Raw genomic sequence first — 12,876 nt, forward strand, 5'->3', positions numbered from 1 at the left:
TAGCGAGAAAGAATGAACGATTGTAGACTCATGTTTACGCTACCCACATGTCAGATGCATGCGGGCAACACCGGCCAAAACGAGCGGCGCGGTCAGCCTTCGGTCGCGGCGCGGCACTGGTCAAGTTGCCGTGCGGCTTTGAGCGCCATTGCCTCGAAACCTTCATTGTCGAGAGTCTGCTCATATTCCGCTTCGACTTCACCGGCGATGACCTGCAATTCGTCATAATCCATATCAAGTGCGTCTTTCAGTTCGTCGGCGCGATTATCGTACCATTGCTTGACCTTGCTTGCTGAATCAGAGTTAGCGCGCATCTCTTCTTGCTCCACCGGATCGGATGCGGTTTCGGCGAGAGTATCGTAAACCTTGGCCGAACGATCCGCCGCGACCCAGCATGTGGCGGTTTCGCGCAATTGGGCCAACGGATCAGGCGTCGAAAGCGCCTCTTCGGGTTCTTCGGTGACAGTTCCCGAATCGTTGCACGCCGAAATGGTCAGGCTGGCGCTGATCGCCAGAAGAAGTGTCGATGGTCGCATGGGCTTACCTTCCGTTTGATGGGCCACGCATGCTTCAGCGCCAATCGAGGGTAAAACGGATCATTGATGGCAAAAGGGATGACGAAGCCTCCGCAAGTCGCTAGTGGACCCACGACCGGAGCGTTCGAGCGCTCTCCTCCATTATTCTGAGATACACTGAACCATGACCTTGCACGCCTATCGCACCCACAATTGTGCCGCCTTGACCAAGGCAAATGTCGGTGAAACCGTTCGTCTTTCGGGCTGGGTCCACCGCAAACGCGACCATGGCGGCGTTCTGTTCGTCGATTTGCGCGACCATTACGGCCTGACGCAGATTGTCGCGGACGAAGATTCGCCTGCTTTGCCAATTCTGGACGGGCTGCGTGTCGAGAGCGTGGTCACCATTGATGGTGAAGTGAAGGCGCGCGCTGGCGAAACGGTGAACGCCAATCTGCCAACCGGTGAGATCGAAGTTTTTGCGCGCGGCGTCGAAGTGCAATCGAAAGCCGATGAATTGCCGCTGCCGGTTGCAGGGGAGCAGGAATATCCGGAGGAAATCCGCCTGAAATACCGCTTCGTCGATCTGCGGCGCGAGACGATGCACAAGAACATCATGCTGCGCAGTCAGGTTATTGCATCGATCCGCCGGCGCATGACCGATCAGGGTTTCAACGAAATCCAGACGCCCATTCTGGCGGCTTCAAGCCCGGAGGGCGCGCGCGACTATCTGGTGCCAAGCCGTCTGCATCCGGGCAGCTTTTATGCGCTTCCGCAAGCTCCGCAGATGTTCAAACAGCTGCTGATGGTTGGCGGTTTTGATCGCTATTTCCAGATCGCGCCATGTTTTCGCGATGAAGATTTGCGCGCCGATCGCAGCCCCGAATTCTACCAGCTCGACTTGGAAATGAGCTTTGTGACGCAGGAAGACGTTTTCCAGGCGCTCGAACCTGTGCTCGCGGGCGTGTTTGAAGAATTTGCAGACGGAAAGAGCGTAACGCCAGCTGGTGAATTCCCTCGTATTCCATATAAGGAAGCGATGCTGAAATATGGCTCGGACAAGCCCGATTTGCGTAATCCGCTGCTGATTTCGGATGTCACCAGCCACTTTACCAAATCGGGCTTTGGCCTGTTCGAGAAGATTGTTGGCAGCGGCGGCGTGGTTCGCGTTGTGCCTGCGCCAAAAACCAACGAGAAAAGCCGTAAGTTCTTCGATGATATGAACAATTGGGCGCGCGGTGAAGGCTTTGCCGGGCTTGGTTATGTCACACGCAAAGGAGGCGAATTTGGCGGTCCGATTGCCAAAAACCATGGCCCTGATCTGATGGCAACGCTCTATGACGAGCTTGGACTTGGCGATGATGACGGCCTGTTCTTTGCTGCTGGCAAGGAGAAAGAGGCTGCCAAGCTGGCGGGCGCAGCGCGCACCCGTGTTGCCGAAGAACTCGACCTGATCGAGCAAGGCTGCTTCAAATTCTGCTGGATCGTCGATTTCCCGATGTTCGAATATGATGAAGAGCAGAAGAAGGTCGATTTCAGCCACAACCCGTTCTCGATGCCGCAAGGCGAGATGGAAGCGCTGGAAACGCAGGACCCGCTCGATATTCTGGCATGGCAATATGACATCGTCTGCAATGGCTATGAGCTGTCCAGCGGCGCAATCCGGAACCACAAGCCGGAAATCATGTACAAAGCCTTTGAAATCGCTGGCTATGATAATACGACCGTCGATAAGGAATTCGGCGGCATGATCGAGGCGTTCAAGCTGGGCGCACCGCCGCATGGTGGTTCGGCGCCGGGTATCGACCGGATCGTAATGCTACTCGCCGATGAGCCCAACATTCGCGAAGTCATCGCATTCCCGCTCAACCAGAAAGCGCAGGATCTGATGATGGGCGCGCCAAGCAAAGTATCGAATGCTCAGCTGCGCGATGTCCATATCCGCGTGGTCGAACCGCCCAAGCCAGCTGGTGAACAGGGTTGAATCAAACATTCAGCGGTGATTAAACGCCCCCCGTTCAGTCGTTAGGCTGAGTGAAATTGGGGGAGGGAAAACGTGAATCTTCGATTCTCGGCGAAATTGGCTTTTGTTTGCGGTTTAGCTTTGGGCGCAGGGGCAGTGGTCCCATCGGCTTCGGCAGAGACTTTGCCGGTCGCCGGGATTTATCCGGCGCAAAGCGATGCCGCCGCGGCGGTCAACACGATTGCGGTTGATAATTTTGGCGGTGACAAGGGTGCGTCGCTGAGTTTCGCGATCACCGACGCGCTGGAGGCTGCGGTGATTGAGGGCGAACCCTATTTCCGCCTTTATCCGACGCGTGGAGACGATGTGGATGCGGTCCTGCGCGGTGCCGCCGGGCTGGAAGTGGTTGAGACCGAACTCGAAGCCAAAAAGGTCACCAAATGCGAAGAACGCGATGATGATCGCAAATGCATCCGCGAAAAGGTGCGCTTCTACGACTGCTACGAGATTGCCGTCAGCGTCATGCCCGATGTGCGGCTGATCGCCAGAGACGGTGCTGAGCTGTATAGTATGCGGGACCGGGTAACCAACAAAGAACGCCATTGCACCGATGATTATTCGGCTCCGTCGGTCGATACGATGGCGCAAAATCTGGTCGAGCAATATGCGGGCCGTGTCCGCTATGCTTTCGCCCCTTTTCATCGCAACGAACAAATCCGCATTCTGGAAAGCCGCAAGGGGTTGAGCCGCGAAGACGGGCGTGCGTTCAGAAACGCTGTTCGGTTGACAAAGAGCGACATTCACGCGTCCTGCGAGGCGTTTTCCGCGCTTGAAGCGGCCAATCCGCAACATGTGTCAGTCCTGTTCAATGTGGGGCTGTGCGCCGAAGGGCAGGGTGAGCTGGAAACCGCAAAAGCCTATTACCGCAGGGCGCTGGAGGTTGAACCGGGCAAGGAATACCCCATATCGGGGCTGCGGCGGATTGCGGACCGGTATCGCGCTGATCGCCAGCTTGCCGCGCATTATGAAGAGTAGGGAATGCGAACGTATCCCTCTTGCCACAAGGCCCGCTGTTCACTAGGGCGACAGGAAAGTTTCTAACCCCCAAATCGAGAGGGAAAATATGTCCGATACTCCAGATCGCGTTTCTAAGATTGTTGTCGAGCACCTAGGTGTCGAAGCCGACAAGGTAACTCAGGAAGCGAGTTTCATCGATGATCTTGGCGCAGACAGCCTCGACATTGTCGAGCTGGTCATGGCGTTCGAAGAAGAATTCGGCGTGGAAATTCCAGACGATGCGGCTGAAAAGATCGCAACCGTCGGCGATGCTACGAAGTACATCGAAGAGCACAAGGGCTAAGCCCGGATCCCGCTACGCTCGCCCGATACCAGTCTAGCTGGGCTTGTCTTGCAGGCGGCTAGCGGGAAATTGACAGGCTCGACCCTTAGTAGGGCCGGGCCTGTTGTTTTTTTAAAGCCCGATTAGGTTCTTTGGAGAAGATAATGCGTCGTGTCGTCGTAACCGGACTTGGCCTAGTGACCCCGCTGGGGGCAGACGTCGAAACCTCTTGGGCGAATATCCTCGCCAGCAAGAGCGGTGCAGGACAGATCACCAAATTCGATACAGAAGGCCACAAATGCACCATCGCGTGCGAAGTGAAGCCCAAAGATCACGAATATGGCTTTGATCCCGACAAGCGCGTCGATCACAAGGTCCAGCGGCAGGTCGATCCTTTCATCGTATTCGGCATCGATGCGGCTGGGCAGGCGCTCGAGGATGCCGGACTTGAGGAAATGGATGAAGCAACGAGGTTTCGCGCCGGTTGCTCCATCGGTTCGGGTATCGGCGGCCTACCGGGTATCGAAAGCGAGTCGCTGGTGCTGCGCGATCGCGGGCCTGGGCGGGTCAGCCCGCATTTTGTCCACGGGCGGCTTATCAATCTGATTTCGGGCCAGGTTTCGATCAAATATGGCCTGATGGGCCCCAACCATGCGGTTGTAACTGCTTGTTCAACCGGCGCGCACTCGATTGGTGACGCGGCGCGGATGATCCGCGATGACGATGCCGATATCATGCTCGCCGGGGGCGCAGAGGCGACCATTTGCCCGATTGGCATTGCCGGTTTTGCTCAGGCGCGCGCGCTCAATATGAGCATGAATGACCGGCCTGAAGAGGCCAGCCGCCCCTATGACAAGGACCGCGACGGTTTTGTAATGGGCGAGGGCGCGGGTGTTGTCGTGCTCGAGGAATATGAGCACGCCAAGGCGCGCGGCGCGAAAATCTACGCCGAAGTGGTCGGCTATGGTCTGTCGGGCGATGCCCACCACGTAACCGCGCCGCATCCCGAAGGATCGGGGGCATACCGGTCGATGGAAATGGCATTGAAAAAGGCCGGTCTTACGCCTGCTGACATTGATTACATCAATGCGCATGGCACATCGACGATGGCTGATACGATTGAGCTGGGTTCGGTCAAACAGCTGTTTGGCGATGCTATTGGCGGCGTGTCGATGAGCTCGACCAAATCAGCCATTGGCCATTTGTTGGGCGGCGCAGGCGCGGTCGAGGCGATTTTCTGTATTCTGGCGCTGCGCGACCAGATTGTCCCGCCAACGCTCAATCTGCACAATCCTGACGAAGGCACCGATGGCGTCGATCTGGTGCCGCTGGTGGCGAAAAAACGCGAAGTCAAAGCCGTTCTGAACAACAGCTTCGGCTTTGGCGGTACCAACGCCAGCCTGGTGATGACGAAAGTCGATTGACGATGCGCCGGATAGGCCTGCTGCTCGTTGGTATTGCGGTTCTGCTCGGGGTTGCGGGGGCAGGGTGGCTTGCCGCCGGTTGGTACACCGCATCTTCGATAGACAAGGATTCGCGCTTCGTTGTGTCATCGGGGTCGACTTTGACCTCGGTTGCGCGCCAGCTGGAGGAAGGCGGCCATATTGCATCGGCCGATGCCTTCCTGCTGCGCGCGAAGATCCTGGGCGGCGGCGATCCGGTTCAGGCGGGTGAATTCATGCTGCCCGCGGGGATCAGCCCGGCGCGGATTCTGGAAACTTTCCAGACGGGGGATGTGATCCGCCGTTTTGTCACCATTCCGGAAGGTATGCCTTCGATTATGGTGCACGAACGGCTGATGGCAGAGCCATTGCTCACCGGCGAAATCCCCGTTCCCGAAGAAGGTTCAATCCTTCCCGACACCTATGATTTTGAGCGCGGGGAAGACCGCACGAAAGTGCTCGCCCGGATGCAGGTTGCGATGCGCAATTTCCTCGCCGAAGCATGGCCGAAGCGCAAATCGGACATAGCGGTGAATTCACCCGAAGACGCAGTTATTCTTGCTTCGATTGTCGAGAAAGAAACGGGTGTTTCTTCGGAAAGACAAATGGTTGCGGGGCTTTATTCGAACCGTGTAAAGCAGGGAATGCTGCTTCAGGCAGACCCGACCATCATCTATCCGATCACCCGGGGAAAACCGCTCGGCAGGCGCATCAGGCAGTCCGAAATCGCAGCGATCAACGATTATAATACCTACACGATGACCGGTCTGCCCAAGGGGCCGATTACCAATCCGGGGCGCGCTTCGATCGAAGCGGTGCTTGACCCGGCCAAAACCAGCGCGCTGTTCATGGTCGCCGATGGCAAAGGCGGACATGTTTTTGCCGATACTCTGGAAGAGCATAACGCCAATGTGGATCGCTGGTTTGCGCTGCGGCGCGAACGCGGCGAGATGTGATCGCGCATCGCCGATGCCCCGTTCATAATCACTGCAGAGCTGCCGCCCGATCTGGCAGGCTGGGCCACACGATTGCGCACACAGCATTTTCCGCCCGAACGGAACCATTTGTCTGCTCATGTCACGCTATTCCACGCTTTGCCGCTATCGGCTGGGTCAGAGATCAAAGCGGCGCTGGCGGCCGAAGCGGCGCAACATGCACCCGTTGAGGCGCAGCTTGAGGGGATAATGTCACTGGGGCGGGGGACCGCGCTGAAACTGACCAGCCCGGCCATGCTGGGCATCTGGCAAGATCTGGCAGACAGGTTCTTCGGGCTGCTTACCCCGCAAGACACCCACCGGCCGCGGCTTCATGTAACCATCCAGAACAAGGTCAGTCCGCAAGAAGCCAAAGCGCTGCAGGCAAAGCTTACCCCCACCATTGAACCGCGCGCTTTCCGCTTTGCCGGGCTATCGCTTCATATCTACAGAAATGGCCCGTGGGAGCATGTTCGGACCTATCCGTTCCGCGGGCGATAGGGACGAATGCACGGCGCGTTCGCCTTTGCTGTTGACCAAGTCACGAGGCAGCCCTAAATGCGCCGCCTGCGATGGCAATATACGCCTCGCTGCCTCACAACAGGCCTCGCATGGGGCGGAGTAGCTCAGCTGGTTAGAGCAGCGGAATCATAATCCGCGTGTCGGGGGTTCGAGTCCCTCCTCCGCTACCAGGCCGCATGACGGCCTTTCCGAAATTTCAGGCAACAGCGCTGCTACCTTTGGCGCCTTTCGCTGCGGGAATTCCGCGCGCTGTGTTCTGCGCGGCAGAATCGATGGCCATACCGAAAATTCTAAAACGTGGTATGCTCCCTCGACAATAGACGATTCGCTAAAAGCGAATTGCGCAGGGAGGAGATATCTGATGGCAAGCAGTTTCAATATGACGCGGCGCGGCGCGATCGGCGCGGGGGCGGCTTCGCTAATCGCGGCGAGCTCGGGATCGGCATTTGCTTCGGACCTGTTTCCGGTGGTCGAGACAACAAATGGTAAGCTGCGCGGGGCCAAACCTGCCGACGTCGCCAAATTTATCGGGGTTCGTTACGGCGCGCCCACCGGCGGGCGCAACCGCTTTATGCCGCCGCAACCGGTTGAGCCGTGGAGCGGCATCCGCGACGCGTTGCAATATTCCGATGTTACGCCGCAAGTGCCGGCGGATCGGCGCAGCCCCTATGCTGACCTTATCCAGTTCGACATTCAGCCCGCGGGTATCGGTGAAGATTGCCTTGCTCTGAATCTGTGGTCGCCAGACCTTTCGCCATCGGCAAAGCTGCCCGTCATTGTCACGCTGCACGGCGGCGGGTTCTATGGCGGGTCGGGCAACAATGTCGGCATGGACGGGGAATCGCAGGCCCGGCACGGAAAATGCGTCGTTATTGCGGTCAACCATCGGCTGGGTGCTTTCGGCTTCCTGCATCTGGCTGAGGCTGGCGGATCAGACTTCGCATCATCGGGAACGGTCGGAATGCAGGATCTTGTCGCTGCACTGCAATGGATACGCGACAATGTTGCGCAGTTTGGCGGCGATCCTGATCGGGTGCTTGTTTACGGCCAGTCCGGGGGCGGAGCGAAGACGAGCAGCCTTCTTGCAATGCCTTCCGCGAAAGGATTGATGCACCGCGCCGGCGTGATGAGCGGATCTGCCTTGCGCCTGATGCCCGAAGAGATCGCCAATCGCCGTGCAGCCGAACTGATGAAGGCGCTCGACATTACCGATGTTCGCAAATTGCAGGAACTGCCTTTCCTTGCCATTCTCGAGGCGCAAGCGGCTGCGGAGGCAGCGGCGCGAGCCAAAGGCGAAGCGCCCGGCAGTTTTGCTCCGGTGGTCGAGGGGAATATCATCCCGCGCCATCCATTCGACCCTGACGCGCCCGATATATCCGCCGATATTCCGATGATCGTTTCCACCGCTTTGGATGAGCGCGCTTACCGCATGCTCGATTTTGCGATGGATGATGCCGGATTGCTGGCCTTTGCGCGTGAGCGGGTTGGCGAAGACGCAGCCAAGGCGGTCGAGATGTACCGGAGCGAAGATCCCGATGCGAAACCGTTCCTGCTGGCCGCGCGGATGGACAGCGACCGGACTTTCAGACCCGGCGCATTCGCGATGGCGGAGCGAAAGGCAGCCAAGGGGGCTGCGCCGGTGTGGACATATCTATGGACATGGCCAAGCCCGGCGATGGGCGGAATATTCGGCGCTGTGCATGGTATCGACGTGGGCCCGGGGCTTCGTTCGCTGCGGTCCGGCTTGAACGGATCGGGACCGGATGCGCGCAAGATGGGCGCGCGAGCGGGGTCCATCTGGTCAACCTTCGCGGCGACAGGCAATCCCAACAACGATTTGCTGCCCGAATGGCCGGCTTACACGCAGGAACGGCGTGCCACATTGATCATGGATAGCGAGCCCGAAATCGTCGATGATCCCCGCCGCGAAATCCGCGAATTCTGGTCGAAATTTGCTGCGGGCGGGATGACCGCTGAATAGCAGGCCATTTGGCTTTTGCCGATTAGCCCATTTGCATCATTTCGATCTCGTGCCCCTCGGGTGTTTTCACGAAAGCAATGCGGGCTTTGCCAAAGTTCACAATCTCGCCGCGCGGACTGGCCCCGGCGGCGATGGCGCGTGCACGGTCGCTTTCAACGTCGCGGGAAATCAGGCCCACCGGCCCCCATCCATTTCCGATCTCGATCGCGCGGCCGTCTTTCCAGTGGAACAGCACGATGGTTGCAGATCCCTTCTTTCCGGCCATCATATGTTCGCGGAATTCGGGCGTATCGACCGTGTCGACATGCGTCATGTCAAAGCCTTTAGCGAAGAACCGTGTCATCGCGTCAATATCGCGCACGGTCAGCTTGACGAAGGTGAAAAGGGCGGGGTTTGTTTGTTCAGTCATTGTGGTCCTCAAGAGCTGGGGCGTTTGGGATCGCCCGGCGGGCGCGATGTCGGGTGCGAGCTGGAAAGGCCGCCATCAATGGCAAGTGCCTGTCCGTTGACGTAGCTTGCTTCTTCGCTGGCCAGGAACAGTGCGGCGGCTGCAATTTCGTGCGGCTCGCCGCCGCGCAGCATGGGATTGAGCTGACCGATCCGGTGTTCTTTGCCGGCGGCGCGCGCACCGTCATACATCGGCTTGGTCATGCCGGTTTCGGTCAGGCCGGGCAGCACTGCGTTGACGCGCACACCGGTACCGGCAAGCTGCTGCGCCGCGGTTTGCACCAGATTGATAACGCCAGCCTTGCTGGCAGAATATTGCGCGGGCCCGGCGCCCGAACGCAAACCGGCGACAGAGGCCGTGCACACGATGGCGCCGCCTCCCGATTCCTGAATGATGGGTGCGGCGTGTTTGACCGCGAGGAAGGGGCCGATCAGATTGACCCGCAATACTTCGGTCCAATCGTCGGGCGTTGCATCGAAGAAGCCGCCGCGGACGCCCCCGGTAATTCCGGCATTGGCGAACATGACATGCAGGCCGCCATAAGTGGCCTGTGCTGCTTTCACGAGAGCTTCGACATCGCTTTCGCTCCCCGCATCGCCCGCTATTGCGGTGGCGCGGCCGCCGGCTTCGTTGATCCTTCCTGCAACCTCATGGACCGCATCGGTGCGGTCGAACGCGATGACATTTGCCCCTTCTTTGGAGAAGAGCAGGGCGCTCGCTTTGCCGATGCCGGAAGCGGCACCTGTAATGATTGCAGTCTTGTTGTGCAGGCGGCCGGTCATATCGTCGATCCTCCGTCAACCACGACCATCTGGCCCGTGGTCCATTTTGCGGCTGGTGAAGCAAGATATACGGCGGCGCCTGCGATGTCGCCAGGCTCGCCAATTCTGCGCATTGGCAAGCGCGCTTCGGCGGCGGCGAGGGCTTTGGGGTTCTCCCACAAGGCGCGGGCGAAATCGGTTTTGACAAGGCCGGGCGCGATTGCGTTCACGCGAACACCATGCTGCCCGTTTTCGACCGCGTAATTTCGCACCAGCTGGAAATCTGCCGCTTTCGAAACATTATAAGCGCCAATCGTGGATGTTCCGCGAAGTCCGCCGATCGAACTGACTACGATGATCGCACCATCGCCCTTTTTGCGCATGTCGGGCAGGGCATGTTGGATCAACCAGTGGTTGGAGAGGATATTGTTGTCGAGCACTTTGCGGAATTGCTCGTCCTCGATCCCGTCCATCGAGCCGTAATAGGGGTTGGTCGCCGCGTTGCAGACGAGGATGTCGACCGGGCCGAGCGCTTCACGAGTGCGCTCAAAAAGGTCCGCGAGCTGAGCCTTGTCGGAAATGCTGGCCGCGATGGCGATTGCACTGCCATCGCCGTGTTCGGCGTTGATCGCCGCCGCGACTTCATCGCATACCTCTTGCTTGCGGCTGGAAATCACGACCCGCGCGCCTTGAGACGCCAGTTCCTCGGCAATGGCCTTCCCGATTCCTTTGCTCGATCCGGTTACGATGGCGACCTTTCCGGTCAGGTCAAAAAGCGACATTGGTCTCTCCCTCAAACAGTTCTATATTTTGGCGCGGTCAGCGAAAGCGCAGGCTTGCTGCGCCAGCGGGACGATGCGGGCCCCCGCGGCGGTGGCATTCGCGTTGGAAGCATTGCCATCGAGCGCGCGCTTGCGAATTCCCTGGATAATGCAAACCAACCGGAACAGGTTGTATGCGAAAAACCAATTGAGATCCGGGATGGAGCTGCGGCCGGTCAGCTTGCAATATTGTTCGGTCACGTCTTCAAGTGTCGGAATTCCGAGCTCGCGCAGATCCAATCCGTCCAATTGTGCGCCGCGCTCGCCGTGGGGCATGGCCCAGTTCATGGCGAGATAGGCGAAATCGGCCAGCGGATCGCCCAGCGTCGATAGCTCCCAATCGATAATCGCAAGTATTTCAGGCCGATCCGGCGCGTAGATCATATTGTCGATGCGGAAATCGCCATGGATAATCGACACCCGATCCTGCTGCGGCAATGTTGCGGGCAGCCATTCAATCAGGCGCTCCACTTCCGGAATTTCTTCGGTTTCCGATGCGCGATATTGTTTGGTCCAGCGGCCAACTTGGCGGGCAAAATAATTGCCCGGCGCACCAAAATCGCCCAGCCCGACGTCTTCGGGATCGATGGCATGCAAACTCGCCAGAGCATCAATCATCGCGCGATAAAGCGGGCTGCGCTCTTCAGGAGTGCATTCGGGCAAGGCGCCATTCCAGAACGTGCGACCGTCCACTTTCTCCATCAGGTAAAACGGCGCACCGATGACATCGCCGTCTTCGTACAAAGCAATCGGGCGCGCGACCGGCACAGCAGTAGGATGAAGCGCTTCGATGAGCCTGTGTTCCCGTTCGACCGCGTGAGCCGATGGGAGAAGCTTCCCGAACGGCTTTCTGCGAAGAACCATTTCGCCATCGGAAGTTTCGATGCGATAGGTCGGGTTCGACTGGCCGCCGGCAAACTTCTCGATTGCCGTCAGTTCGAGCGAACTTCCCAGAACGCTCCGCATCCAGGCTTCGAGCCTGGCGTGATCCAGATCGGCAAATTGTGTATCTGTTCCGGTCATGACGGTTCGCTTTCTGCCAGCACGCGATCGAGCGAACTTCCCAGCGGCCGCATCAGATTTTCCTGCGCTACCGTGGCCACAAGTTTGCCGTCGACGCTGAAGAAATGCCCCTGATTCAATCCGCGCGCATGTCCGGCCCACGGGCTACCGGTCGCGAACAGGTGCCACTGGTCAAAATCTGGCGTGTCGTGGAACCAGATTGCGTGGTCCAGGCTTGCCACTTGCGCTTTGTCCCCTCCCGGACGGACGCCATGGGGAAGCAGAGAGTTGCGCAGGAACATCATGTCGGACGCATAGGCGAGCAGGGCGCGCTGCATCTGGGGGCCAGCACCCGCTGCTTCGCGCATCCGCATCCACGAACCTGTCTGCGCCTCGCGTGCGCGGGTTCCGAACAGCGATCCGGGATCGAGCGGCACAATTTCTACCGGGCGATGTTGAAGGTGGTTGATCAGCGGTGAACTGGCGGCCTCTGTATTATGCGCCATCCAGCTTTTAAGAGAATTGCGGGCGGCCTCGACATCAAGATCAAACGGCGGATCGACAGCGTGCGCAAAACCGGGCTCCTGCCCGTGAAACGAAGCCGTCATGGCAAAGATCAGCGCCGCGCCTTGCCGCGCTTCTACTCTTCGCGTTGCGAAGCTGCGGCCTTCGGCGAGTGTTGTGACGGTGTATTCAACCGGCACAGAGGCCGCGCCGGCACGCAGGAAATGGGCGTGCACCGAATGGGCCAATCTCCCATCCTGTTCTTCTCCGCTGGCAGCCATCAGGGCCTGCGCGACGGCCTGCCCGCCGAACAGTCGTGGCCCGATGGCAGGCCCCGGTTCGCCCACCCATAGATTGGGCGTCTCTGCCCGCGGCGACAAAAGTTCCGTAAGATCGATTATTGTTCTCTCCCCTCGTAAAGAATCCATACTCGATATTCAGAATATGAAAAGTCCCTTATTTGTCAGGAGGTTTGGATCGCGCAGCGAAACAAGGCTGACGCGGGCGTGGGCCAACCTGGACCTTATCCGACTTGCGCCTTTGATGCTGCGAGCATTCGATGCATTGACAAACTAACAAATAGTTAGAATACATATCGCCAATT

13 protein-coding genes and 1 tRNA gene are annotated in these 12,876 nt (G+C 58.6%); 8 read left to right on the forward strand and 6 right to left on the reverse strand.

What is annotated here, in order from left to right; translation table 11 throughout:
• Positions 1–92: 92 nt before the first annotated feature.
• Complete coding sequence (locus GRI41_RS03425) at positions 93–536, reverse strand: hypothetical protein (protein WP_160603380.1); 444 nt, start codon at positions 534–536, stop codon at positions 93–95.
• Between the two features lie 169 nt (positions 537–705).
• On the opposite strand from GRI41_RS03425, the gene aspS reads away from it, so the two are divergent.
• The 8 genes from aspS (at position 706) to GRI41_RS03465 (ending at position 8,736) form a co-directional block, all read left to right on the forward strand.
• The gene (gene aspS / locus GRI41_RS03430) at positions 706–2,499 is read left to right on the forward strand and encodes an aspartate--tRNA ligase (protein WP_160604599.1); all 1,794 of its coding nucleotides are present in this window, start codon (positions 706–708) and stop codon (positions 2,497–2,499) included.
• A 135-nt stretch (positions 2,500–2,634) separates the two neighbouring features.
• Complete coding sequence (locus GRI41_RS03435; RefSeq protein ID WP_160603381.1) at positions 2,635–3,513, forward strand: tetratricopeptide repeat protein; 879 nt, start codon at positions 2,635–2,637, stop codon at positions 3,511–3,513.
• Between the two features lie 88 nt (positions 3,514–3,601).
• A complete protein-coding gene (locus GRI41_RS03440; RefSeq protein ID WP_160603382.1) occupies positions 3,602–3,838 on the forward strand; it encodes an acyl carrier protein in 237 nt (78 codons plus the stop codon).
• A 143-nt stretch (positions 3,839–3,981) separates the two neighbouring features.
• Complete coding sequence (gene fabF / locus GRI41_RS03445) at positions 3,982–5,241, forward strand: beta-ketoacyl-ACP synthase II (RefSeq protein ID WP_160603383.1); 1,260 nt, start codon at positions 3,982–3,984, stop codon at positions 5,239–5,241.
• Positions 5,242–5,243: 2 nt separating this feature from the next.
• Positions 5,244–6,215: an endolytic transglycosylase MltG gene (gene mltG, locus GRI41_RS03450; RefSeq protein WP_160603384.1), complete on the forward strand. Its 972-nt coding sequence runs from the start codon at positions 5,244–5,246 to the stop codon at positions 6,213–6,215.
• Positions 6,216–6,266: 51 nt separating this feature from the next.
• Positions 6,267–6,734 (forward strand): 2'-5' RNA ligase family protein, encoded by a 468-nt coding sequence (locus tag GRI41_RS03455; RefSeq protein WP_328600538.1) that lies wholly within the window; start codon positions 6,267–6,269, stop codon positions 6,732–6,734.
• Between the two features lie 114 nt (positions 6,735–6,848).
• Positions 6,849–6,925, forward strand: a tRNA-Met gene (locus GRI41_RS03460).
• Positions 6,926–7,116: 191 nt separating this feature from the next.
• Positions 7,117–8,736: a carboxylesterase/lipase family protein gene (locus GRI41_RS03465; RefSeq protein ID WP_235901039.1), complete on the forward strand. Its 1,620-nt coding sequence runs from the start codon at positions 7,117–7,119 to the stop codon at positions 8,734–8,736.
• Positions 8,737–8,758: 22 nt separating this feature from the next.
• Here the strand turns inward: GRI41_RS03465 and GRI41_RS03470 are convergent, their stop codons facing one another.
• From GRI41_RS03470 to GRI41_RS03490, 5 genes are read right to left on the reverse strand one after another with little or no spacing between them, the layout of a single operon-like run.
• On the reverse strand, positions 8,759–9,145 hold the full coding sequence (locus GRI41_RS03470; RefSeq protein WP_160603385.1) for a VOC family protein: 387 nt from the start codon (positions 9,143–9,145) through the stop codon (positions 8,759–8,761).
• Between the two features lie 8 nt (positions 9,146–9,153).
• Positions 9,154–9,966 carry an SDR family NAD(P)-dependent oxidoreductase gene (locus tag GRI41_RS03475; RefSeq protein WP_160603386.1) on the reverse strand — a complete coding sequence of 271 codons (813 nt, stop codon included), beginning with the start codon at positions 9,964–9,966 and terminating at the stop codon, positions 9,154–9,156.
• Positions 9,963–10,727, reverse strand: a complete 765-nt coding sequence (locus GRI41_RS03480; RefSeq protein WP_160603387.1) for an SDR family NAD(P)-dependent oxidoreductase — start codon at positions 10,725–10,727, stop codon at positions 9,963–9,965. The genes GRI41_RS03475 and GRI41_RS03480 overlap by 4 nt, the downstream gene beginning before the upstream one ends.
• A 21-nt stretch (positions 10,728–10,748) precedes the next feature.
• A complete protein-coding gene (locus tag GRI41_RS03485; RefSeq protein ID WP_407985507.1) occupies positions 10,749–11,789 on the reverse strand; it encodes a phosphotransferase family protein in 1,041 nt (346 codons plus the stop codon).
• Entirely contained in the window at positions 11,786–12,619 is an 834-nt protein-coding gene (locus GRI41_RS03490; RefSeq protein WP_328600539.1) for an acyl-CoA thioesterase, read from the reverse strand. Before GRI41_RS03490 ends, GRI41_RS03485 begins: the two co-directional genes overlap by 4 nt.
• Positions 12,620–12,876 lie beyond the last annotated feature (257 nt).

It is taken from the genome of Pontixanthobacter aquaemixtae (assembly GCF_009827395.1).
GTDB lineage: Bacteria > Pseudomonadota > Alphaproteobacteria > Sphingomonadales > Sphingomonadaceae > Pontixanthobacter > Pontixanthobacter aquaemixtae.

Excerpts from the sequence above, each read along its gene's own strand:
- GRI41_RS03480 (WP_160603387.1), bottom strand. The coding sequence starts at position 10,727 with ATGTCGCTTTTTGACCTGACCGGAAAGGTCGCCATCGTAACCGGATCG.
- GRI41_RS03470 (WP_160603385.1), bottom strand. The coding sequence starts at position 9,145 with ATGACTGAACAAACAAACCCCGCCCTTTTCACCTTCGTCAAGCTGACC.
- GRI41_RS03425 (WP_160603380.1), bottom strand. The coding sequence starts at position 536 with ATGCGACCATCGACACTTCTTCTGGCGATCAGCGCCAGCCTGACCATT.
- GRI41_RS03485 (WP_407985507.1), bottom strand. The coding sequence starts at position 11,789 with ATGACCGGAACAGATACACAATTTGCCGATCTGGATCACGCCAGGCTC.
- fabF (WP_160603383.1), top strand. The coding sequence starts at position 3,982 with ATGCGTCGTGTCGTCGTAACCGGACTTGGCCTAGTGACCCCGCTGGGG.
- mltG (WP_160603384.1), top strand. The coding sequence starts at position 5,244 with ATGCGCCGGATAGGCCTGCTGCTCGTTGGTATTGCGGTTCTGCTCGGG.
- GRI41_RS03440 (WP_160603382.1), top strand. The coding sequence starts at position 3,602 with ATGTCCGATACTCCAGATCGCGTTTCTAAGATTGTTGTCGAGCACCTA.
- GRI41_RS03465 (WP_235901039.1), top strand. The coding sequence starts at position 7,117 with ATGGCAAGCAGTTTCAATATGACGCGGCGCGGCGCGATCGGCGCGGGG.
- GRI41_RS03475 (WP_160603386.1), bottom strand. The coding sequence starts at position 9,966 with ATGACCGGCCGCCTGCACAACAAGACTGCAATCATTACAGGTGCCGCT.